The 21,370-nt window shown below is 65.1% G+C and carries 15 protein-coding genes; 8 read left to right on the forward strand and 7 right to left on the reverse strand.

Features of this window, described 5'->3' with window-relative positions:
- Positions 1–105 precede the first annotated feature (105 nt).
- Positions 106–504 (reverse strand): MAPEG family protein, encoded by a 399-nt coding sequence (locus XH85_RS06870; protein ID WP_091892110.1) that lies wholly within the window; start codon positions 502–504, stop codon positions 106–108.
- Positions 505–583: 79 nt separating this feature from the next.
- Here XH85_RS06870 and hemH point away from each other — a divergent pair, with 79 nt between their 5' ends.
- The 4 genes from hemH to XH85_RS06890 all read left to right on the forward strand — a co-directional run bounded on the left by hemH (position 584) and on the right by XH85_RS06890 (position 4,355).
- On the forward strand, positions 584–1,621 hold the full coding sequence (gene hemH, locus XH85_RS06875; protein WP_128931285.1) for a ferrochelatase: 1,038 nt from the start codon (positions 584–586) through the stop codon (positions 1,619–1,621).
- A gap of 11 nt (positions 1,622–1,632) precedes the next feature.
- Complete coding sequence (locus XH85_RS06880; RefSeq protein ID WP_128931286.1) at positions 1,633–2,610, forward strand: ABC transporter substrate-binding protein; 978 nt, start codon at positions 1,633–1,635, stop codon at positions 2,608–2,610.
- 229 nt (positions 2,611–2,839) lie between these two features.
- Complete coding sequence (locus tag XH85_RS06885) at positions 2,840–3,841, forward strand: SPFH domain-containing protein (RefSeq protein ID WP_128931287.1); 1,002 nt, start codon at positions 2,840–2,842, stop codon at positions 3,839–3,841.
- A 70-nt stretch (positions 3,842–3,911) separates the two neighbouring features.
- The gene (locus XH85_RS06890) at positions 3,912–4,355 is read left to right on the forward strand and encodes an NfeD family protein (protein ID WP_128931288.1); all 444 of its coding nucleotides are present in this window, start codon (positions 3,912–3,914) and stop codon (positions 4,353–4,355) included.
- A gap of 78 nt (positions 4,356–4,433) precedes the next feature.
- Here XH85_RS06890 and XH85_RS06895 read toward each other — a convergent pair whose 3' ends face one another.
- A complete protein-coding gene (locus tag XH85_RS06895; protein ID WP_128931289.1) occupies positions 4,434–4,829 on the reverse strand; it encodes a winged helix-turn-helix transcriptional regulator in 396 nt (131 codons plus the stop codon).
- Between the two features lie 71 nt (positions 4,830–4,900).
- Between XH85_RS06895 and XH85_RS06900 the strand changes: the two genes are divergently transcribed.
- Positions 4,901–5,458, forward strand: coding sequence for a carboxymuconolactone decarboxylase family protein (locus XH85_RS06900; RefSeq protein ID WP_128931290.1), 558 nt, complete (start codon positions 4,901–4,903; stop codon positions 5,456–5,458).
- Positions 5,459–5,695: 237 nt separating this feature from the next.
- Here XH85_RS06900 and XH85_RS06905 read toward each other — a convergent pair whose 3' ends face one another.
- A complete protein-coding gene (locus XH85_RS06905) occupies positions 5,696–6,703 on the reverse strand; it encodes a KpsF/GutQ family sugar-phosphate isomerase (RefSeq protein ID WP_164940100.1) in 1,008 nt (335 codons plus the stop codon).
- A 193-nt stretch (positions 6,704–6,896) separates the two neighbouring features.
- Here XH85_RS06905 and XH85_RS06910 point away from each other — a divergent pair, with 193 nt between their 5' ends.
- The gene (locus XH85_RS06910; protein WP_128931292.1) at positions 6,897–8,651 is read left to right on the forward strand and encodes an outer membrane beta-barrel protein; all 1,755 of its coding nucleotides are present in this window, start codon (positions 6,897–6,899) and stop codon (positions 8,649–8,651) included.
- Between the two features lie 176 nt (positions 8,652–8,827).
- On the opposite strand, the gene XH85_RS06915 is transcribed toward XH85_RS06910, so the two are convergent.
- Together XH85_RS06915 and gltB are read right to left on the reverse strand one after the other, a co-directional pair.
- The gene (locus tag XH85_RS06915; RefSeq protein ID WP_128931293.1) at positions 8,828–10,279 is read right to left on the reverse strand and encodes a glutamate synthase subunit beta; all 1,452 of its coding nucleotides are present in this window, start codon (positions 10,277–10,279) and stop codon (positions 8,828–8,830) included.
- Between the two features lie 144 nt (positions 10,280–10,423).
- Positions 10,424–15,157, reverse strand: coding sequence for a glutamate synthase large subunit (gltB, locus tag XH85_RS06920; protein ID WP_128931294.1), 4,734 nt, complete (start codon positions 15,155–15,157; stop codon positions 10,424–10,426).
- 490 nt (positions 15,158–15,647) lie between these two features.
- On the opposite strand from gltB, the gene XH85_RS44750 reads away from it, so the two are divergent.
- A complete protein-coding gene (locus tag XH85_RS44750; RefSeq protein ID WP_164940912.1) occupies positions 15,648–16,412 on the forward strand; it encodes a hypothetical protein in 765 nt (254 codons plus the stop codon).
- A 143-nt stretch (positions 16,413–16,555) separates the two neighbouring features.
- Here the strand turns inward: XH85_RS44750 and XH85_RS06930 are convergent, their stop codons facing one another.
- Positions 16,556–17,020, reverse strand: coding sequence for an Hsp20 family protein (locus XH85_RS06930; RefSeq protein WP_164940099.1), 465 nt, complete (start codon positions 17,018–17,020; stop codon positions 16,556–16,558).
- A 207-nt stretch (positions 17,021–17,227) separates the two neighbouring features.
- Between XH85_RS06930 and XH85_RS06935 the strand changes: the two genes are divergently transcribed.
- On the forward strand, positions 17,228–18,175 hold the full coding sequence (locus XH85_RS06935; RefSeq protein ID WP_128937129.1) for an alpha/beta fold hydrolase: 948 nt from the start codon (positions 17,228–17,230) through the stop codon (positions 18,173–18,175).
- A gap of 218 nt (positions 18,176–18,393) precedes the next feature.
- Here XH85_RS06935 and XH85_RS06940 read toward each other — a convergent pair whose 3' ends face one another.
- The gene (locus tag XH85_RS06940; RefSeq protein ID WP_128931297.1) at positions 18,394–21,204 is read right to left on the reverse strand and encodes a di-heme-cytochrome C peroxidase; all 2,811 of its coding nucleotides are present in this window, start codon (positions 21,202–21,204) and stop codon (positions 18,394–18,396) included.
- Between the last annotated feature and the right edge of the window lie 166 nt (positions 21,205–21,370).

Below are 21,370 nucleotides of genomic sequence, written 5' to 3' on the forward strand. Positions count from 1 at the left end.
AGACGGGTGAGGGGTCTGTCTCCTCACGAGCAGTCTTGCGAATGGGATAGAACCCCTCATCCGGCGCTTCGCGCCACCTTCTCCCGCAAGGGAGAAGGATGAAAGTCACACCGGCAGAAACCGCTTCAAGGCCGGCATGAAGAAGATCCCGAGATTGATCGCAAAGCCGATGCTCCAGAGGATCGAGCGCAGCGTCGGCCGGTTGCCGAGATAGGTCAGCACATAGGCGATCCGCACGATCAGGAACAGCGCCGCGAGCTCATCGATCAGCCGCTGCGGCGAGTCCCTGTATTCGGCGAGCAGCACCGCGAAGGCGAAGAACGGAAAGGTCTCGATGCCGTTCTGGTGCGCACCGAGCGCACGCTGCGCGATGGCATCCGCATAGAAGGCGGGGTCGCGCGGCCGGGAATTGTCGAACGTGCGAAACCTGATCCATTTGATCGAGGCGATCGTCGAGAGATAAAGCAGCAGCGCTCCCAGGACGCACCATTCCGCGAGTGTCATCTTCCCTCCCGTGGGTAGCGACCCTAGCGAAACCGGCCTCATCTTGACAAGTTCAGACCAACGCGCGAGGCACAGAGCCATGACCAGCGTCGTCCCCGTCGAAAGCGCGAAACCGGCCGCCCAATCCGCCCTGCCGCGCGTCGGCGTACTCCTGATCAATCTCGGCACGCCCGACACGGCCGATGCGCCCGGCGTGCGGGTCTATCTGAAGGAGTTCCTCTCGGATGCCCGCGTCATCGAGGACCAGGGCCTGCTCTGGAAGCTGGTGCTGAACGGGATCATCCTGCGCAGCCGTCCCCGCACCAAGGCGCTGGACTACCGCAAGATCTGGAACAATGAGCGCAACGAGTCGCCGCTGAAGACCATCACGCGCTCGCAAGCCGACAAGCTCGCGGTCGCGCTGTCGGATCGCGGTCATGTGGTCGTGGACTGGGCGATGCGCTACGGCAATCCCTCGATCAAAGCGGGCATCGATGCGCTGATCGCGAAGGGCTGCGAGCGCATCCTCGCCGTGCCGCTCTATCCGCAATATTCCGCCTCGACCTCGGCGACCGTCTGCGACGAGGTGTTCCGCGTGCTCGCCCGCCTACGTAACCAGCCGACGTTGCGGGTGACGCCGCCTTATTACGAGGATGCGACCTATATCGAGGCGCTCGCGACCTCGATCGAGACGCATCTGGCGAGCCTGCCGTTCAAGCCGGAGTTGATCGTCGCCTCCTTCCACGGCATGCCGAAATCCTATGTCGACAAGGGCGATCCTTATCAGCAGCACTGTATCGCCACGACGGAGGCGCTGCGCCGCCGGCTCGGCATGGACGAGACAAAGCTGCTGCTGACCTTCCAGTCTCGTTTCGGCAATGACGAGTGGCTTCAGCCGTATACGGACAAAACCATGGAGCGTCTGGCGAAAGACGGCGTGCGCCGCATCGCGGTGGTGACGCCGGGCTTTTCCGCCGACTGCCTGGAGACGCTGGAGGAGATCGCGCAGGAGAACGCCGAGATCTTCAAGCACAATGGCGGTGAGCAGTTTTCCGCGATCCCCTGCCTCAACAATAGCGAGCCTGGCATGGACGTGATCCGCGCTCTCGTGCTGCGCGAGCTTCAGGGCTGGATTTGATGGTGTGCCCCATGAATCGCCGCGAGCTCCTGGCGCTTCTTGGGATGATCGCGGCACTGCCGGCCTCAGTGCAAGCGCAGCAGCCGGATGCGACGCGCCGGCTCGGCGTGCTCTCGGTCACCGCCGCCGAGGATGCGATCGGGCAGGCGCGCAGCACCATCCTGGTCGAGGCACTCGCCGGCCATGGCTGGAAGGAGCGCGATAATCTGCGGATCGACTGGCGCAGCGGCGGCGGCGACCGGGCGCGGATTGCGCGCCTTGCGGACGAGCTGGTCGCACTCAAGCCCGACATCCTGCTCGCGGTCGGCACGCCCTCGGTGGAGGAGCTGCGCCAGCGCACCGCGACGATCCCCATCGTGTTCGCCGTCGTCACCGATCCCGTCAGTCAGGGTTTTGTCAAAAACCTCGCGCATCCCGGCGGCAACGTCACCGGCTTCACCGATTATGACGGCCCGCTCGCCGGCAAATGGCTGGAGATGCTGACGCAGATCACGCCGCCCGTCCACCGCGTCTTCGTCGTCTACAATCCCGCCACCGCGCCGTTCGCGCCCCTGATGCTGCGCACCATTGAAGAGGCGGCGCGGACACTTCACGTGACCATCGAGCCCGCGCCGGTGAACGACGCCGGCTCGATCGCCGCACTGGCCTCGCGGAAGGACGGCGGCCTCTTGGTCCTGCCGGACTTCTTCACCATGGCCAACCGCGCAGATCTGCTTGCGGCGATCGCGGAGGCGCGCGTGCCCGCGGTGTTCTGGAGCCGCACCTTCGTCGAGGAGGGCGGGCTGATGTCCTACAGCACCGACAGCGCCGAGCAGCTGCGCCGCGCCGCTTCCTATATCGATCGTATCCTCAAGGGAGCGCCGGCGGCCGATCTGCCGGTCCAGAATCCCACCAAGTTCGAGCTGACGATCAATCTGAACACGGCCAAAGCGCTTGGCGTCACGCTTCCGGCCGGCCTGCTCGCAATCGCGGACGACGTCATCGAGTGAAGCCGTCCGCGGCGGATGGCATGGCCGGATGTGTTAATATTTGTCGGTAGGTCTGCGCCGCTCGCTTTCAAGAGCCTTCCGCAAATACATATCGTGAGCATTCCCTCTCCGCGTGTCTTGTGCAGAATCGCGCTGATGCCGACGTTACTCGCGACCGCTGAACCGGTGGGGTCGCGATCCCGACCAATGACAGCGCGGGGAAAGGCTTTTTTCCCGGCTTGGAGGACATATGAGCGGTTTCGATATTTTCGCGATTGTTCTGGTTTTGCTCGTCATCGTCACGCTGGTAGCCGGCGTGAAGACGGTGCCGCAGGGTTATGACTGGACCATCGAACGGTTCGGCAAATACACCCAGACCTTGAGCCCCGGGCTCAATCTGATCGTGCCCTATTTCGACCGCGTCGGGCGCAAGATCAACATGATGGAGCAGGTGATCGACATTCCCGAGCAGGAGGTGATCACCAAGGACAACGCCACCGTGACGGTGGACGGCGTCGCCTTCTACCAGGTGTTCGATGCCGCCAAGGCGAGCTACGAAGTCGCCAACCTCAACCAGGCGATCACGGTCCTGACCATGACCAACATCCGCTCCGTGATGGGCTCGATGGATCTCGACCAGGTGTTGTCGCATCGCGACGAGATCAACGAGCGCCTGCTCCGCGTCGTCGACGCCGCGGTCTCGCCCTGGGGCGTCAAGGTCAACCGCATCGAGATCAAGGACATCGTGCCGCCGGCCGATCTCGTCGAAGCCATGGGCCGGCAGATGAAGGCCGAGCGCGTCAAGCGCGCCGACATCCTCGCCGCCGAAGGCCAGCGCCAATCGGAAATCCTGCGCGCCGAGGGTGCCAAGCAGGGCCAGATCCTGCAGGCCGAGGGCCGGCGCGAGGCCGCCTTCCGCGATGCCGAGGCGCGCGAGCGTCTGGCCGAAGCCGAGGCCAAGGCGACGCAGGCGGTGTCGGAAGCCATCTCCAAGGGCGACGTTGCCGCGTTGAACTATTTCATCGCCGACAAATATATCAAGGCGTTCGGCCAGTTCGCGGAGGCGCCGAACCAGAAGATCATTATGCTGCCGGTGGAAGCCACCAGCATGCTGGGCTCGCTCGCCGGCATCGGCGAGATCGCCAAGGCGACGTTCGGCGAGAGTGCCGCGTCCGCCGCCGCCGCTCGCCGTCCCGGCTCAGTGCCGCCGACCGGCGGCACGCCGCCGGCGGTGCCCCCGCGGCAGGGGTAAAGCGCATGCCTCGGAAAAGTGGACACCGGTTTTCCGACAAGGGCATGCGCCAAAATAAAGAGGTCGTGTCATGACCAACATGTTCGCATCGCTCGGCACCTGGAATTGGCTGATCTTCGGCTTCATCCTGATGGCACTGGAGGTGCTGGCGCCCGGCGTGTTTCTGTTTTGGCTTGGCCTCGCCGCGCTGCTGGTCGGCCTGATCTCATTCGCTGTCGCCGTGTCCTGGCAGATCCAGCTCGTGATGTTCGCGGTCTTCGCTGTCGCCACCGTACCGTTGTGGCGCCGCCTCGCCCGGCCGAAGCCGGACGCAAGCACGAGCCCGTTCCTGAACAAGCGCACCGAGGCGCTGTTAGGGCGCGAGTTCACGCTGGAGAAGCCGATCATCGACGGCAGCGGCACCGTGCGTATCGGTGACACGGTGTGGCGTGTTGCCGGCCCGGATACACCGGCGGGGACAAGGGTGAAGGTGGTGCAGGTGGACGGCGCGAATTTGACGGTGGCAGCGGCGTGAGATTCTTTGCCTCTCCCCGGGGAGAGGCCGGATTGCATCGCAGATGCAATCCGGGTGAGGGGGAGCCTCCGCGAGTCTTCACTGCTTCCGTCCGCGCGGAGGCTCCCCCTCACCCCGACCCTCTCCCCGCAAGCGGGGAGAGGGAGAAGAGCCTTTCCACCTCTCCGCAAACCGGTGCAGCGGCATGAACGTCTCGCACAATTCTCGCCCCAGCGGCGTCAGCCCGTAGCCTCCGGCCTCGCCCAACTCCACGAATCCTGCCTCGCGCAGCTCCGTTAGCCGCGCCTGCAGCACCGTCGGCGAAGCTTCGTCGCAGGCGGAGCGCAAGCCGCGGGAGGTGAGGGGCTCGCCGCGCAACTCCCACAGGATCCGCAGGCTCCAGCGCCGCCCCAGGAGGTCGAGCAGCGCCATGATCGGCCGCCCGGTGCGCGAGCCGCGCACGCTGCGCGATCTGGTAGTGGCCTGCTTCGACATCGTCGCCTCTTGCGTCATGCTACAGATAATGTAGCTTATCGCTACAATAATTGTAGCAAACGAGATGGCCCATGTCCCAGCCGATGCCGCGTATCGCGCCGCTCGATCCGCCTTATCCCCAGGAGATCCAGGCGCAGTTCGATCGCATCATGCGCGGCGCGCCCCCGCTGCTGCTGTTCCGGGTGATGGCGGGCTGCGCTCGCGCCTGGGACAAGTTTCGCGCCGGCGGCCTGCTCGATCCCGGCCCGCTCTCGCTGCGCCAACGCGAGATCGTCATCGACCGCACCTGCGCGCTGAACCAATGCGAGTACGAATGGGGCGTGCATGTTGCGATCTTTGCGGGGCCCGCAAAGCTCACCGAGGATGAATTACGCGCGACCGTGTTCGGCGATGCGACGTCGCCGTGCTGGTCGGTGGCTGAGCAGGCGCTGATCGCGGCCGTCGACGCGCTGCATCACCGTGCGATGTTGAGTGACGCCGAGTTTGCCGCGCTGTCCGCGCATTACGATGAGGCGCAGATCCTGGAGATCATGCTGTTGTGCGGCTTCTACCGCACGGTGTCGTATCTGGCGAACGGCTTGAGGCTGCCGTTGGAGGAGAGCGCGGCGCGGTTTCCGGCACCGCTCTAACCGCCGTCATTGCGAGCGCAGCGAAGCAATCCAGAGTCTTTCCGCACTGCAGTCTGGATTGCTTCGCTGCGCTCGCAATGACGGAGGAGAGAGAGGAGCACTACACTCTCACTGTCATTCCGGGGCGCGACGTAGTCGCGAGCCCGGAATCCATTGGGCAGCGACTCGGAGTGGAATGGATTCCGGGCTCGCGCCCAAGCGGGCGCGCCCCGGAATGACGATGTGGAGGCAGCGGCCCTACGCCACGCCCGCCCGCAACAGATCGTGCAGATGCACGATGCCGACCACCTTGTTTGCCTCGGTGACGACCAGCGTGGTGATCTTGCGGGTGTTCAGCACCTCGATCATCTCGGTCGCGAGCATCGAGGGCGGCACCGTCTTCGGCTCCCTCGTCATGATCTCGTCGACCGTCGCGGTCAGCAGGTCGGGGCGCATGTGGCGGCGCAGGTCGCCGTCGGTGATGATGCCTGCGATGGCGCCGGCGTCGTCGATGATGCAGACGCAGCCCAGCCCCTTGGCCGACATCTCGACCACGGCGTCCGACATCTTGGTGCCGAGCGGCTTGACCGGAATTTCCGCGCCCGTGCGCATGTAGTCGCGGACGAATTTCAGCATCGCCCCGAGCTTGCCGCCGGGATGGAAATGCGCGAACTCCAGCGCAGTGAAGCCGCGGCCTTCGAGCAGCGCGATCGCGATGGCGTCGCCGATCGCGGCCTGCATCAGCGTCGAGGTGGTCGGCGCCAGATTGTGCGGGCAGGCTTCGCGCGCCTTCGGCAGCTCGATCACGAGATCGGCGGCTTGTCCCAGCGAGGACGCCGCGTTCGAGGTCACCGCGATCATGGGAATCGCGAACCGCGCCGAATAATTCACGAGGTTCTTCATCTCCGGCTGCTCGCCGGACCAGGACAGCGCCATGATGACATCGTCGGGCGTGATCATGCCGAGATCGCCATGGCCGGCTTCGGCCGTGTGCACGAAGAAGGCGGGCGTGCCGGTCGAGGCCAGCGTCGCCGCGATCTTGCGGCCCATATGGCCTGACTTGCCGAGCCCGGTGACGATGACGCGGCCCTTGGCGTTGCGGATCAGGTCGACCGCTCTCGCAAATGCCGCACCCAGCGGGCCGCGCAGGGCGGTGGCAAGCGCGTTGATGCCGCCGCTCTCCGTCTCCAGCGTGCGGAGCGCGGATTCGACGCTATCAGGGATGGTGCCGGATGATGTGGTCATCAGCGGTTTCGAACTCGGCATGTTCAGGTCCAGGGAGGAGGGGCGTTCGCCCGTTGGCGCTTGCTTAGCACGCCGCGGCCGTGGAGGCGACGCGGCCCCCGAACCCCCTCAACGGGTCATTAACCATAATTGTTTTAACTCCATTAACGATGGTTCCCGCCAACCGATGGGAGGCCGTCGTGAAAGTGTTTGATTTCGTTGGAGTTCTTCCATCGTGGGGTCGTCTCCAGGCATCGGCCGGAGCAAACGCGCGCATTTCCTGCGCGCCGCTTTGCCGTGCCTCATGCTGACGGCCTTCGAGGGCGCGCCGGCGGGCGCCCAGAGCCTCACGCCTGACCTGTTCAATCCCAACCGCGGCGGCTTCGCCTCGCCCGAGACGCTGCCGACGCGCCGCACCGCCGGCGTGCCGCAGGCGCCATCGGATGCGCTGCCGACGCTGCCCGATCCCAACGATCCGCGCAGGCGCCAGCAGCCGCCGGCAGCTCCGCGCGCCGGCCAAGGCTCGACCAATCCGGTCCCGACCTACGGCCTGCCCGCCGCCAACGGCGCGAGCGGCTCCGGCTACGACTCGCTCAACCGCAAACGGCAGCAGCCGAAGCTCTATCCCGGACAGCCGAAGCCGAAGCGCCCGGTCGGCCCCGGCTCAAAGGTAGCGCCGGCAACGCCGGAGAGGACGCTCGCCCCGCCGCGCATCGCGCCGCCGCCGTCCGAGACCGCGCACAGGACGCCGGTGCCGCCCGCGATGGCGGGCAACGTGCCCGGCCAGCCACTGCGCCGACGCCTCAAGCTGGATGAGGATCCGTTCGGCGCGGTCGGCGACTATGCCGGCAGCTTCCTGATCAAGGGCGGGCTCGAGCTCTCGACCGGCTACGACACCAACCCCGCGCGCCTGAACAAGCCGGTCGGCTCGCCGGCCTACGTGGTCGCGCCCGATCTCCTTGTGGTGTCCGACTGGGAGCGCCACGCGCTGGTTGCCGATCTGCGCGGCTCGTTCTCGGGCTACACCAACAACATGCCGGCGACGATCAACGGTTTCCCTTCGCCGTCGCCGGTCGAGGTTGACCGCCCCGATTTCACCGGCCATGTCGACGGCCGCGTCGACGTCACCCGCGATTTCAAGCTGACCTCGCAACTCCGCCTGCGGCTCGCCACCGACAATCCCGGCAGCCCGAACGTGCAGGCCGGCCTGCAGAAATACCCTGTCTACGCCGCCTACGGCGCCACCGTCGGCTTCGACCAGACTTTCAATCGCTTCCAGGTCGCGGCCGGCGCCACCGTCGATCGCACCGCCTACACCGATTCAAAGCTCACCGACGGCTCGACCTCTGCCAATACCGATCGCGACTTCAATCAGTATGGCGGCGTGGGGCGATTCTCCTACGACCTGAAGCCGGGCCTCAAGCCGTTCGTGGAAATCCAGGGCGACACCCGCGTGCACGATCAGGCCGCCGACCGCAACGGCTACTTCCGCGATTCAAACGGCGGCTATGCCAAGGTCGGCTCGTCCTTCGAGTTCTCGCGCATCCTCACCGGCGAAATCTCGGTCGGCTATTCCGCGCGCAATTATGTCGACCCGCGTCTCAGCCAGCTCTCTGGCTTCCTCACCACGGGCTCGCTGATCTGGAATGCGAGCGGCCTCACCACGGTGAAGTTCTTCACCGACACGCAGATCGCCGAGACCACGATTCCCGGCTCTTCCGGCGTCCTGGTGCGCACCTATTCGGCCGAAGTCGACCACGACTTCCGCCGCTGGCTCACCGCCGTCGGCAAGTTCACTTACGGCACGCTCGACTACCAGAACCAGAATCGCAACGACAAGACCTACTCGCTCGAGAGCAATCTGATCTACAAGCTCAACCGCAACATCTGGATCAAGGGCACGCTGCGCCACGACATCCTGGATTCGAACGTCGCGGGGGCGAGCTCGTCGGGGACGGTGGTGGTGCTGGGGGTGAGGCTGCAGAATTAGCTGCGCGTGGCCCGGTGGTCATCGGCGCTGCCAAGCTCTCAGTCGTCGCCCTGGCGAAAGCCAGGACCCATTACCCCAAGGAGTGGTTTGGCGACGACTGGTCGTTCGGGATGAGTACCGTCTGCCCTGGATAGATTCCGCGGTATGGGTCCTGGCTTTCGCCAGGACGACAGCTGCTACCGCGGCAAATCCGTCTTCCCCATCAAGAACGTATCGATCGACCGGGCACACAGCCGCCCCTCGCGGATGGCCCACACCACCAGCGACTGGCCGCGGCGCATGTCGCCGGCGGAGAACACGTTCGGGCGCGAGGTCTGGTAATCGAGCGTGTTGGCCTTGACGTTGCCGCGCGGGTCGAGGTCGACCGCGAGCATCTTCAAGAGGCCCTCGTGCACGGGGTGGACGAAGCCCATGGCGAGCAGGACGAGCTCGGCGCCGAGCTCGAACTCGGTGCCGGCAATCGGCTTGAACTTGTCGTCGACGCGCACGCAGTGCAGCTTCTTGACCTTGCCGTTCTCGCCGGAAAATTTCTGCGTCAGCACGGCGTATTCGCGGATCGCGCCTTCTGCCTGGCTGGAGGACGTCCGCATCTTGAGCGGCCAGTTCGGCCAGGTCAGGCCCTTGTTCTCGCGCTCAGGGGGAGCGGGCATGATCTCGAGCTGGGTCACAGACAGCGCGCCCTGGCGCAGCGAGGTGCCGATGCAGTCAGATCCGGTGTCGCCGCCGCCGATGACGACGACATGCTTGCCGCCGGCCAAGATCTCCTGGACGCCGCCGAGCGGCTCCTCGGAGACGCGGCGGTTCTGCTGCGGCAGGAAATCCATGGCGTAGTGAATGCCTTGGAGATCGCGGCCGGGGATCGGCAGGTCGCGCGGAGCTTCCGCGCCGCCGGTCAGGGCGACGGCGTCGTACTCGTTCAGCATCTCGCGCGGATCGACATTGCCGTCAGCGCCGACATGGCTGTTGTAGTGGAAGGTGACGCCCTCGGCTTCCATCTGCTTGACGCGGCGATCGATGATGCCCTTCTCCATCTTGAAGTCGGGGATGCCGTAGCGCAGCAGGCCACCGGCCTTGGCGTACTTCTCGAACAAATGCACGTCGTGGCCGGCGCGCGCGAGCTGCTGCGCGCAGGCCATGCCGGCCGGACCCGAGCCGATCACGGCGACCTTCTTGCCGGTCTTCTCAGTCGGCACTTCCGGCTTCAGCCAGCCATTGTCCCAGGCGCGGTCGACGATCGCGCATTCGATGGTCTTGATGGTGACGGGGTTGTCGTCGATGTTGAGCGTGCAGGACGCTTCGCACGGCGCCGGGCAGATGCGTCCCGTGAACTCCGGGAAATTGTTGGTCGAGTGCAGGTTGCGCGAGGCTTCTTGCCAGTTGTCCTGATAGACGAGATCGTTCCAGTCCGGGATCTGGTTGTTGACCGGGCAGCCGGGCGTGCCAGGCGCGACCGAGCCGGTACCGTGGCAATAGGGAATGCCGCAATTCATGCAGCGCGCGGCCTGGTCGCGCACCTCCCTCTCGGAAAGGGGAACGACGAACTCCTTGTAATGCTTCACGCGCTCGGCGACCGGGGTGTACTTGCGGTCATGCCGTTCGATTTCGAGAAAACCCGTGATCTTGCCCATTAAACCCGTAGTCCCTGCCGGCTAATTCGTCTGTTGTTTCCTCAACCGTCATTGCGAGGAGCGAAGCGACGAAGCAATCCAGTCTGCATCAAGGAAGAAAGTCTGGATTGCTTCGCTTCGCTCGCAATGACGGGGTGTGTTGCCTTACGCCCCGATCGCGATCTTCGGCTCGGCGTCCGCGTTGGCGGCCATTTCGCGCAGCGCGCGCCGGTACTCGACCGGCATCACCTTGCGGAATTTGGGCAGCCAGTCCTTCCAATTGGCCAGGATGTCGGCGGCGCGCTTGGAGCCGGTCGCCTTGGCATGGCGCGAGATCAGCACGTGCAGCCGCTCGACGTCGGAGGCGAGCAGGTTCTTGAACACGTCGACCCGGCCATGCGCCTCGAGGTCACCGAACTGGTTGTAGGCGCTCTGGGCGATCATCTCTTCCGACAGCACCGGCTCGAGCTCGACCATCGACAGGTTGCACAGCCGGTCGAAATCGCCGGCCTCGTCCAGCACATAGGCGATGCCGCCGGACATGCCGGCCGCGAAGTTGCGCCCGGTCTTGCCGAGCACGACCACGATGCCGCCGGTCATGTATTCGCAGCAATGATCACCCGCGCCCTCGACCACCGCCACGGCACCCGAGTTACGCACGGCGAAGCGCTCGCCGGCGATGCCGCGGAAGTAGCACTCACCCTCGATCGCGCCGTACATCACGGTGTTGCCGACGATGATGCTCTCTTCCGGCACGATTGCAGAGTTCTTCGGCGGCTTGACGATGATCTTGCCGCCCGAGAGGCCCTTGCCGACATAGTCGTTGCCTTCACCCTCGAGCTCGAAGGTGACGCCGTGGGCGAGCCAGGCGCCGAACGCCTGGCCGGCGGTGCCCTTGAGGCTGACATGGATGGTGTCGTGCGGCAGACCGGCATGGCCGTAGATCTTGGCGACCGCACCCGACAGCATGGCGCCGGCGGAACGGTTGGTGCTGTTGATCGCAGCTTCGATTTTGACCGGCGCACCGCGGTCGAGCGCAGGCGTCGCCTTCTCGATCAGCGTGCGGTCGAGTACCGCCTCCAGATGATGGTTCTGACGCTCGGAGTGATAGATCTTCTGGCCCTTCTCTTCCTTCTGCTTGACGAACAGCTTTGAGAAGTCGAGGCCCTTGGCCTTCCAATGCGCGACCAGCCTGGTTTGGTCGAGCAGCTGCACCTGGCCGACCATCTCGTTGAAGGTGCGGAAGCCGAGCGAAGCCATGATCTCGCGGACTTCCTCCGCGACGAAGAAGAAGTAGTTGATCACGTGCTCGGGCTGGCCGGTGAAGCGCTTGCGCAGCACCGGATCCTGCGTCGCGACGCCGACCGGGCAGGTGTTGAGATGACACTTGCGCATCATGATGCAGCCGGCCGCGATCAAGGGCGCAGTGGCGAAGCCGAACTCGTCGGCGCCGAGCAGCGCGCCGATCACGACGTCACGTCCGGTGCGGAAGCCGCCGTCGACCTGGACCACGATGCGGCTGCGCAGCCGCTCGCGCACAAGCGTCTGATGGGTCTCGGCGAGGCCGATCTCCCAGGGTGAGCCGGCATGCTTGATCGAGGTCAGCGGCGAAGCGCCGGTGCCGCCCTCGAAGCCCGCTATGGTGACGTGGTCGGCGCGCGCCTTGGCGACGCCCGCAGCCACGGTGCCGACGCCGATCTCGGAGACGAGCTTGACCGAGACGTCGCCCGTCGGGTTGACGTTCTTGAGGTCGTAGATGAGCTGCGCCAGATCCTCGATCGAATAGATGTCGTGGTGCGGCGGCGGTGAGATCAGGCCGACGCCCGGCGTCGAGTGCCGGACCTTTGCGATGGTGGCGTCGACCTTGTGGCCGGGCAGCTGGCCGCCTTCGCCGGGCTTGGCGCCCTGCGCCATCTTGATCTGCATCATGTCGGAGTTGACGAGATACTCCGTGGTGACGCCGAAGCGGCCCGAGGCGACCTGCTTGATCGCCGAGCGCATGGAATCGCCGCTCGGCATCGGCTTGAAGCGGTCGGCTTCCTCGCCGCCTTCGCCGGTGTTGGACTTGCCGCCGATCCGGTTCATGGCGATCGCGAGCGTAGTGTGCGCCTCGCGCGAGATCGAGCCGAAGCTCATCGCACCCGTGGCGAAGCGCTTGACGATCTCCTTGGCCGGCTCGACCTGGTCGAGCGGGATCGGCTTGCGCTTCTCCTCCTCCGCGTTCTTGATCCGGAACAGGCCGCGCAGCGTCAACAGGCGCTCCGACTGCTCGTTGAGGATTTTTGCGAAGGCGCGGTAGCGCTCCTGCGAATTGCCGCGCGCGGCGTGCTGGAGCAGCGACACCGACTCGGCGGTCCAGGCATGGTCCTCGCCGCGGCTGCGATAGGCATATTCGCCGCCGACGTCGAGCGCGCTCTTGTAGACCTGAGCCTCGCCGAACGCGTCGGCATGACGGCGCACCGCCTCTTCCGCGATCTCGGCAAGACCGACGCCCTCGACGCGGGTGTGCGTGCCGGCGAAGAACTTTGCGACGAAATCCGCTTTGAGGCCGACCGCGTCAAAGATCTGCGCGCCGCAATAGGATTGGTAGGTCGAGATGCCCATCTTGGACATCACCTTGAGCAGGCCCTTGCCGATCGACTTGATGTAGCGCTTGACGATCTCGTAATCGTCGAGCGAGCCGGGCAGCCGGTCCTTCATCGCGATGATGGTCTCGAACGCGAGGTAGGGATTGATCGCTTCAGCACCGTAGCCGGCAAGGCAGGCGAAGTGATGCACTTCGCGCGGCTCGCCGGATTCGACGACGAGGCCGACCGAGGTGCGCAGGCCGGTGCGGATCAGGTGATGATGCACGGCGGCGCAGGCCAGCAGCGACGGGATCGGCACCCGGTCGGTGCCGACCATGCGGTCAGACAGGATGATGATGTTGACGCCCTCGCGCACTGCGCTTTCGGCGCGCGCGCAGAGTTCGTCGAGCACCTGGTCCATGCCGGCCGCGCCGAGACCGGCGTGGAAGGTGGTGTCGAGCGTGCGCGACTTAAAGTGCGTGTCGGCCACCTCCGAGATCGAGCGGATCTTTTCCAGATCCGCGTCCGTCAGGATCGGCTGGCGCACTTCGAGGCGCTTGGTCGTGGCCATTCCTTGCAGATCGAACAGGTTCGGTCGCGGCCCGATGATCGAGACCAGGCTCATCACCAGCTCCTCGCGGATCGGATCGATCGGCGGGTTGGTGACCTGCGCGAAGTTCTGCTTGAAGTAGGTGAACAGCGGCTTGGCCTTGTGCGACAGCGCCGAGATCGGCGTGTCGTTGCCCATCGAGCCCGCGGCTTCCTCGCCCGTGGCCGCCATCGGCGTCATCAGGATGGTGATGTCTTCCTGGCTGTAGCCGAACGCCTGCTGGCGATCGAGCAGGGACAGGTTGGAGCGCACGCCGGTGGTCGGCACCTTCGGCAGCTCTTCCAGCACGATCTGGGTCCGCTCCAGCCATTCCTTGTAGGGATGGCTCTTGGCGAGCTCGGCCTTGATCTCGTCGTCCGGGATCAGGCGGCCCTGCTCGAGATCGACCAGCAGCATCTTGCCAGGCTGCAAGCGCCACTTGGTGATGATCTGGTCCTCAGGGATCGTCAGCACGCCCATCTCGGACGCCATCACGATGCGGTCGTCCTTGGTGACGAGATAGCGCGCGGGCCGCAGGCCATTGCGGTCGAGCGTGGCGCCGATCTGGCGGCCGTCGGTAAAGGCGATCGCGGCCGGGCCGTCCCACGGCTCCATCAGCGCGGCATGATACTCGTAGAAGGCGCGGCGCTTCTCATCCATCAAGGGATTGCCGGCCCACGCCTCCGGAATCATCATCATGACGGCGTGCGGCAGCGAGTAGCCGCCCTGCACCAGAAATTCGAGCGCGTTGTCGAAGCAGGCGGTGTCCGACTGTCCCTCGTAGGAGATCGGCCAGAGCCGGTTGATGTCCTTGCCGTAGAGCTCGGAGCTCACCGAAGCCTGGCGCGCCGCCATCCAGTTGGTGTTACCGCGCAGCGTGTTGATCTCGCCGTTATGCGCGATCATGCGATAGGGATGCGCCAGCGACCAGGCCGGGAAGGTGTTGGTCGAGAAGCGCTGGTGAACGAGTGCGAGCGCGCTCTCAAAGTCCTTTTCGTGCAGGTCCGGATAGTACTTGCCGAGCTGGTCGGCCAGGAACATGCCCTTGTAGATCACGGTGCGGCAGGACATCGAGCACGGATAGTAGCCCGCAAGGCCGCGGTCGCGGCGCAGGTAGATCGCCTGCGAGATCGACTTGCGCAGGATGTAGAGCCGGCGCTCGAACTCGTCCTCGGTCTTGGCGGTGCCGTTGCGGCCGATGAACACCTGCATGCAGGCGGGCTCGGTCGGCTTCACGGTGACGCCGAGAGAGGAGTTGTCGGTCGGCACGTCGCGCCAGCCCAGCAGGGTCAGGCCCTCTTCCTTGATCTGGTCGGCGATGATACTCTTGATGACGTTGCGCCAGGCGGTGTCGCGCGGCATGAACAGCGCGCCGACGGCGTATTCGCCGGGCGCCGGCAGCTTGAAGCCGAGCTCCCCGGCCTTGCGGCTGAAGAAGGCGTGCGGGATCTGCACCAGGATGCCGGCACCGTCACCAGCGCGCGGGTCGGCGCCGACCGCACCGCGATGCTCGAGATTGCAGAGGATGCTGAGCGCGTCCGAGACGATCTCGCGCGACTTCTTGCCTTTGATGTTGGCGATGAAGCCGACGCCGCAGGAATCCTTCTCGAGGGCGGGATCGTAAAGGCCTTCGGCTTTGGGGCGCGAATTGTGCTCCTGAATCGGATCGGTCGTTTTCGAGGCGACCGTCGCCGACAGCTGTTCTGCCACGATGTTTGCGCGCTCGAATTGCGACCCGTTCATTGTCCTGTCCTCTCCATGCGGCAAGGTGCCTCACCGCCATCTTCGGCGCACCTTGGGCGTTCCGCGGCACCCGCCTCTGGGTCACCGCTCGTCCGCTGCGAGCCGCATTTTCTTAAATTCAGGCCTAGGCGTTCTTCGTCCCCGAGAACGGCTTTGCCTGGTACCTTCCCGGCGCTCGAGAGCACCAGTTCTCGCTGCAATCCCTGTGCCGGAACCGCAAGCAAAATTGAGACAGTCTTCCTGTCCTAACCATCACCTTGCCAAATTTTTGTCTAGCACACAAGCGCGCGGAAGTCCCGATTCCCGATCTGTCAATCAATCGCTTTCCAAAAGTTGCGCAGCCCCGGTTTTGAAGCAAACGCGCCCTGATCCGGCCCCGCGGGCGCCGAAATCCCCAATGAAGCTTCGGATCAACCCTTCGGAAGGCGCGCCATGCCGCGAGAAGCGAAAGAGGGCGGCCATCGGAGGGCCTGACAGGAGCGTCTCGACCATGAAGTTTTTCACAGGATGTGTGGCCGCTGCCGCGCTGGCGCTGGCCGCAAGCGCGGCGCACGCGCAGGTTCCCGCGAACGGTATCGCGAGAGGGGCCGTTATCGCAGCGTCGGATTTCGACGGGCCCTACGCGCCGCCGGAGGCCGCGCCGCTCCCGCCGCCGCGTTACGGCTATGGCTATGGCTACGAGGAGCGCGGTGCGGCCCCGGGGCTGCTGCCGTCGACCGAAGTCTACGCGGTGCTGCGCGAAAACGGCTTCTCGCCGCTCGGCATCCCGCGCCTGCGCGGCACCGTCTACACCATCGCGGTGATCGACCATCGTGGCGACGATGGCCGGCTGGTGATCGACGCCCGCGACGGGCGGATCATCCGCTTCATGCCCGCCGCTGACGCCTACGGCATGGCGCCCGCCTATGATGAGCGCGCGGTCGCGCCTTACGGCCCGCAAAGCGCGCTGCCGCCGCCGACCGTGATTCGCAGCGGCCCGCCGCGCCCGCCGGCTTCGATCCCGCATGTGGCAAGCCGCACCGTGCCGTTGCCCAAGGCCGCCCCGCCGCGCGGGGCTGTGCCGGTGGCAGCGGCGAAGCTGGCCGAACCCGCGCCGCAGCAGGCTCAGGCGCCGCAGGCACAGCCGCAGCCCGCGCAGCAAACCGCGGCCATCCAGGCCAAGCCCGCCGAAGCTACTGCTTCAACCGTCCAGGCCAAGCCGGCGGCAACGATCCTGCCGACGCAGGAGATGCCGGCGGCGCAGGGGCTGGACTAGGCTCCTGAGCTCCCGGTGTCGTCCCGGCGAAGGCCGGGACCCATAACGGCCTGCGCCGGGACGACATCGGAGAGTTTAGCAAAACGAAAAAAACGCCCCGGGGCACCGGGGCGTTTTCGCAACTCGGAAGTGGCGTGTGTGCGTTAGGCGGCTTGCGCCGAGTTCTCGATCACCTGCGCCTTCGGGGCGCTGGTGTTGATCGCGATCTGGCGCGGCTTCTTGGCCTCGGGAATCTCGCGTACGAGGTCGACGTGAAGCAGGCCGTTCTCGAGCGAAGCGTCCTTCACCTGCACGAAATCGGCAAGCTGGAAGGCACGCTCGAAGGCGCGCGCGGCGATGCCGCGATAGAGCACTTCGGACTTCGAGTTCTCGTTGGCGACTTTCTCGCCCTTGATCGTCAGCGTGTTTTCCTTCGCGACGATGGAGAGCTCGTCCTTGGCGAAGCCGGAGACCGCAACGGTGATGCGGTAGGCATTCTCGCCGATGCGCTCGATGTTGTAGGGGGGATAACCGGGGCTGCCGTCCGAGCCGGCCTGGTCGAGCAGGCTGAAGAGGCGGTCGAAGCCGACGGTGGAACGATAGAATGGGGTGAGATCATAGCTACGCATGGTCAAGTCCTCCATTGAGCGACTGTTTGGGTAACCCGCCCGCCAATCGGGCCGGGCTTTCGTCTGTGTGCAGCCTGATGTTCCGGTTCCGAAACACTGGTAGCGGCCTGCACGAAAATGATATGGGTGGAACGAGACGGCGTTCAAGAGGGCGGCATTTGCGCCTTTTCGGCGCTTTAGCCCCTTGATTTGCAGTACTTGCCGCCTATGACGCTGGTCTCGATCCCGTCCAATCCCGTCCCCGAAAACGTCGTCAGTGGCACCATCAAGACCCCCGATGGCGCCGAGCTGCGCTTTGCGCGCTGGGCGCCGCCGGCGGGCCGCAAGGGTACGGTCTGCGTCTTCACCGGACGCAGCGAGCAGATCGAGAAATATTTCGAGACCGTGCGCGACCTGCGCGACCGCGGCTTTGCGGTGGCGATGATCGATTGGCGCGGGCAGGGCCATTCCTCGCGTCGCCTGCGCGATCCGCGCAAGGGCTATGTGCGCGACTTCGCCGATTTCGAGATCGACGTCGAGACCTTCGTGCAGCAGGTGGTGCTGCCGGATTGTCCGCCGCCGTTCTTCGCGCTCGCCCATTCCATGGGCGGCACGGTGCTATTGCGGGTCGCGCATGCGGGCAAGCGCTGGTTCGACCGCATGGTGCTGTCGGCGCCGATGATCGACCTGCCTGGCCGCACCACGTCGTTTCCGGCCCGCGCGCTGCTCAAGACGATGCGCCTGTTCGGGCAGGGCGGCCGTTATGTCCCCGGCGGCAGCAGCCGCATCACCGGGCTCGATCCCTTCATCAACAATCCCCTCACCAGCGACCCGGTGCGCTATGCGCGCAATGCCGCGATCCTGGAGGAGGATCCGACGCTGGGGCTGGCGTCACCGACGGTGGCCTGGGCCGACGCGGCCTTCAGCGCGATGCAAACCTTCAAGCGCCTGAAATATCCGTCAGAGATCCGCCAGCCGATCCTGATGCTGGCGGCCTCCAGCGACACCGTGGTCTCGACCGCTGCGATCGAGGAGTTCGCCTATCATTTGCGCGCCGGCTCGCATCTCGTCATCGCGGGCTCGAAGCACGAGATCCTCCAGGAGCAGGACCGTTACCGCTCCCAGTTCTGGGCCGCCTTCGACGCCTTCGTGCCGGGCACGCCGCTGTTCAAGTGAGGACGGTGCCCCCCCTCGCCCCGCTTGCGGGGAGGGGGTGGGGGGGAGTCTCCGCAAGGATGATGAGAGTTGAGTTCGCGGAGAGTTCTTCATTCTCCGTCATTGCGAGGAGGTCGCGACAAAATTGCGTAGCAATTTTGCGCTGATGCGACGAAGCAATCCAGGCTGCCTGCGCGGAGACAGTCTGGATTGCTTCGCTTCGCTCGCAATGACGGTGCTCACAGCGTCTTCAAATACTCGATCAGGTCGTAGCGCTCTTGCTCCTTGAGCACGCGGCCGATGGTGCCGTCCTTGCCCGGCCCTGGCGTGCCGTCGAACGAGTGGCCGGCATTGCTGTTGCCAAACAACTCGGTGCCGTCAGACGCCCGCGTCGAGAAGCGCGACTGCCCGGTCTTGCAGCTCTCGCCGTCGGCGACCGCGAAGCCGACCTGCTTCGGATCGTAGTCGCGACCACCACCCATGCAGAACGATTTCGGGCGCTCGGCCGCGGGGCTCAGCATCCAGTAGAGCGAGGGCACCGATCCGTTGTGCAGGTAAGGCGCGGTGGCCCAGACGCCGTTGAGCGGACGCGCGCGATACCAGGGCCCCCGCTCCTCTTTATCGGGCGGCTGCGGACCGGGATTGGGACAGTTCCTGCGCTTACCCCACCAGGCTTGCTGAACCTTCGGCTCGATCTTGGCATCGTCCATCGCCTTGCGGGCGACGATGTCCACGAGCACCATCAGGCCGAGCGAGTATGGCATGTCGGTCGAAGAAATATCCGGCAGATTGCAGCTCCACCAGGCATTGAGCTTCTGAGTGGGATCGAGCTGTAGGAAACCCGGCACCTGAACCGTGCGCGTCGCCAGCACGCTGGCCTGAGCCGGGTCGGTCCCCATGCCTTTGGCGCTCTTCTGAACCTCGTTCAGGAATTTGTCAGCGCCGATGGTTTCCCACCGCGACGAGGACCAGATGCTCTGGGCCGGAAATTCGGTGTCGAACACGGGATCGTTGACCGGCCCGAGATGGCATTCGACGCAGATCTCCGCGTAGAGCTTGCGGCCACGTTTGACGCGGTCGCCATCGATCCTCCAGGCATCATCGCCGAAGATGTCCGACGGCCATTTCGGCGATGTCAGTCCGGAGAGCTGCTTTTTCGGATAGGGCGCCGACCCCTTCAGCAGATCCTCGATCCAGTTCAGATTCTTGATGTCCATCGACGAGCGGAACAGCCTGTCTTTGGGCGTAGTGTCGGACAGATTCAGCAGCGCGGTCACGCCCAGCGCTTCGCCGGCGTTGCGGATCAGCGGCTGCTCGATGGACGCGTCATATTGCGCGAATTTGAGCCAGGGCACGGTCCAGATCGGCGGGAAGCTGACCGGCGCATCCTTGGCATGCAGATTCTTCTCGAAGCCGCTGAGGCCGCTGAGCGTCATGTCCTGCGCGAACACCTGATTGCCGATGCGGTTGAGCGCGTCGAGGCGGCCGTATCCTTCCTCGGTGTCCTGCTGTGGCTCTTGCCGCTTCGTCTTCTCGTTGAACCTCGTCTTGCCGTCGATGGTTTTCGCGTAGGTCTTCTCCCAGTCGATCAGGAACGTGCTGATCGCGCGCAGCTTCTGCTTTAGCGCATCGCGGTCCACATCGCTGGCGGAGGCGCCGAGCACACGGTCGGCGAAGCGCGTAAAGCGGCCCGGCACGAACAGCGTATAGGCGATCGACAGGCCGGTCGTGACCTCGAGCCTTCTCAGGTCGGTCATCGCGGGGCCGCCGTCGAAACGGATGTCGATGCCCTTGTAGCGGATCTGGCCGGTGTGGCAGGCAGCGCAGGTCAGGCCGATCCGGTCCTCGCCGATCTGCCCGGTCGCAGGATCGGGGACGCCGGTCATGCGTGCGAAGCCGACGGGCAGGCCGTCGACGTTTTCGGCCTGAGCACCCCAGTTCACCGGCGGATCCCAGAGCCGCGCCGGCACCGGCTTCGTCTTGTCGTAGACGTTGGCATAGCCGAACCGGCGCAGCGTGGCGTCGTCGGTGTTGATCGTCTGCGGGCTCGGGATGAAGCCGAAGCGCTGCAGATGGTCGCTGTCATGCAGCATGCCGGGCTTTGCGAAGAAATGAAGCCGCGGCTGCTCGAGCGCCATGAACCAGCGGTAGGGCACCGGGAAGGTCGCGGTGCCCTGGCTGGCGTGATGAAACCAGTGCCGGTCCTCCAGCGCCCAGTTCTGCTCGAGCCAATACGCGGCCCGCGGTTCGACGTGCTCGGGCAATGGCGGCGCCACCAGATCCCCGAGAATGCCGGGCAGCATGGGCTGGAATTGATCCGGAAAACGCAGCGCCACGATGCCAAAGACGAGGAGCGCGGCGACGAGTCCGCCGGCAGCGCGCAAGATCAGTGAGGGCGGGGTGACGGGCTGGCTGACAACTCGCTGGGTGATCCTGTCAGGGAATTTGCGCTCGTTGAACAATGTACTCACCTCGGCCACGCTGAGATAGCGGTCATCACCCTGACCCTTGCCCATGATCTTGAGCAGGATCGGCCATTCGAACTTCATCAGGATCGGGTAGTACCAGCGCGATTGATTGCCGGCGCGCTTGAGGTTGTCCTTCATGAAGGTCTGGATTTGCGAGGCGTTGAGCCCGGTCTCGGTGCCGCCGCCATCGGGATCGGTATAGGTGCCGCCGAAACTGGCGAGCCGCGAGATCTCTTCCTCGTTGACGCGACCGTCGACGCCGAGGATGCGCGAGCCGGCACCGAGCTTGTCGAGCGGGCCGCCGCGCAACATATTGAGCTGCGCGCCCCAAAAGATGCTTTGCAGGATGCGACAGGCGCCGTTGGCGATCAGCGCGACGCCACGGACCTGGATGCGGGCCGAAACCTTCTTCACCCCCGTCTCGCCGCTTGCATTCGCGATGGTCTGTGACAGCGTCCGGAGCGGGACGGTCCCGCCATCGACGAAGCCTTCGCCGACGAGGCCGCGCAGGAATGGACAGGGATTGTTCGGCGAGACCTGGATCGAGGGGTCGAAGGGCGGCTTCGAAGCGCGGTCATGCATGGCCCAAATCCTGAAAGCAGCGAATCGCAAAAAAAGACGCGCCGATCAAGCGCGGAAAGTCCTAACAAACCGACAGCAGACCATACTACTTCAGCGTGTGATGAAGTGTGGCTGATTTCACTGTCCTGTCAACAACAGCGGGCGCGAGCAGCTTTTCGCGAAGGGC

Origin of the sequence: Bradyrhizobium zhanjiangense, from assembly GCF_004114935.1 — a bacterium.
Taxonomy (GTDB): domain Bacteria; phylum Pseudomonadota; class Alphaproteobacteria; order Rhizobiales; family Xanthobacteraceae; genus Bradyrhizobium; species Bradyrhizobium zhanjiangense.

Excerpts from the sequence above, each read along its gene's own strand:
- XH85_RS06905 (WP_164940100.1), bottom strand. The coding sequence starts at position 6,703 with ATGCCGAGTTCGAAACCGCTGATGACCACATCATCCGGCACCATCCCT.
- XH85_RS06940 (WP_128931297.1), bottom strand. The coding sequence starts at position 21,204 with ATGCATGACCGCGCTTCGAAGCCGCCCTTCGACCCCTCGATCCAGGTC.
- XH85_RS06890 (WP_128931288.1), top strand. The coding sequence starts at position 3,912 with ATGACCAACATGTTCGCATCGCTCGGCACCTGGAATTGGCTGATCTTC.
- XH85_RS06930 (WP_164940099.1), bottom strand. The coding sequence starts at position 17,020 with ATGCGTAGCTATGATCTCACCCCATTCTATCGTTCCACCGTCGGCTTC.
- XH85_RS06870 (WP_091892110.1), bottom strand. The coding sequence starts at position 504 with ATGACACTCGCGGAATGGTGCGTCCTGGGAGCGCTGCTGCTTTATCTC.
- XH85_RS06885 (WP_128931287.1), top strand. The coding sequence starts at position 2,840 with ATGAGCGGTTTCGATATTTTCGCGATTGTTCTGGTTTTGCTCGTCATC.
- XH85_RS06900 (WP_128931290.1), top strand. The coding sequence starts at position 4,901 with ATGTCCCAGCCGATGCCGCGTATCGCGCCGCTCGATCCGCCTTATCCC.
- XH85_RS44750 (WP_164940912.1), top strand. The coding sequence starts at position 15,648 with ATGAAGTTTTTCACAGGATGTGTGGCCGCTGCCGCGCTGGCGCTGGCC.
- XH85_RS06915 (WP_128931293.1), bottom strand. The coding sequence starts at position 10,279 with ATGGGCAAGATCACGGGTTTTCTCGAAATCGAACGGCATGACCGCAAG.
- gltB (WP_128931294.1), bottom strand. The coding sequence starts at position 15,157 with ATGAACGGGTCGCAATTCGAGCGCGCAAACATCGTGGCAGAACAGCTG.
- XH85_RS06880 (WP_128931286.1), top strand. The coding sequence starts at position 1,633 with ATGAATCGCCGCGAGCTCCTGGCGCTTCTTGGGATGATCGCGGCACTG.
- hemH (WP_128931285.1), top strand. The coding sequence starts at position 584 with ATGACCAGCGTCGTCCCCGTCGAAAGCGCGAAACCGGCCGCCCAATCC.
- XH85_RS06935 (WP_128937129.1), top strand. The coding sequence starts at position 17,228 with ATGACGCTGGTCTCGATCCCGTCCAATCCCGTCCCCGAAAACGTCGTC.
- XH85_RS06895 (WP_128931289.1), bottom strand. The coding sequence starts at position 4,829 with ATGTCGAAGCAGGCCACTACCAGATCGCGCAGCGTGCGCGGCTCGCGC.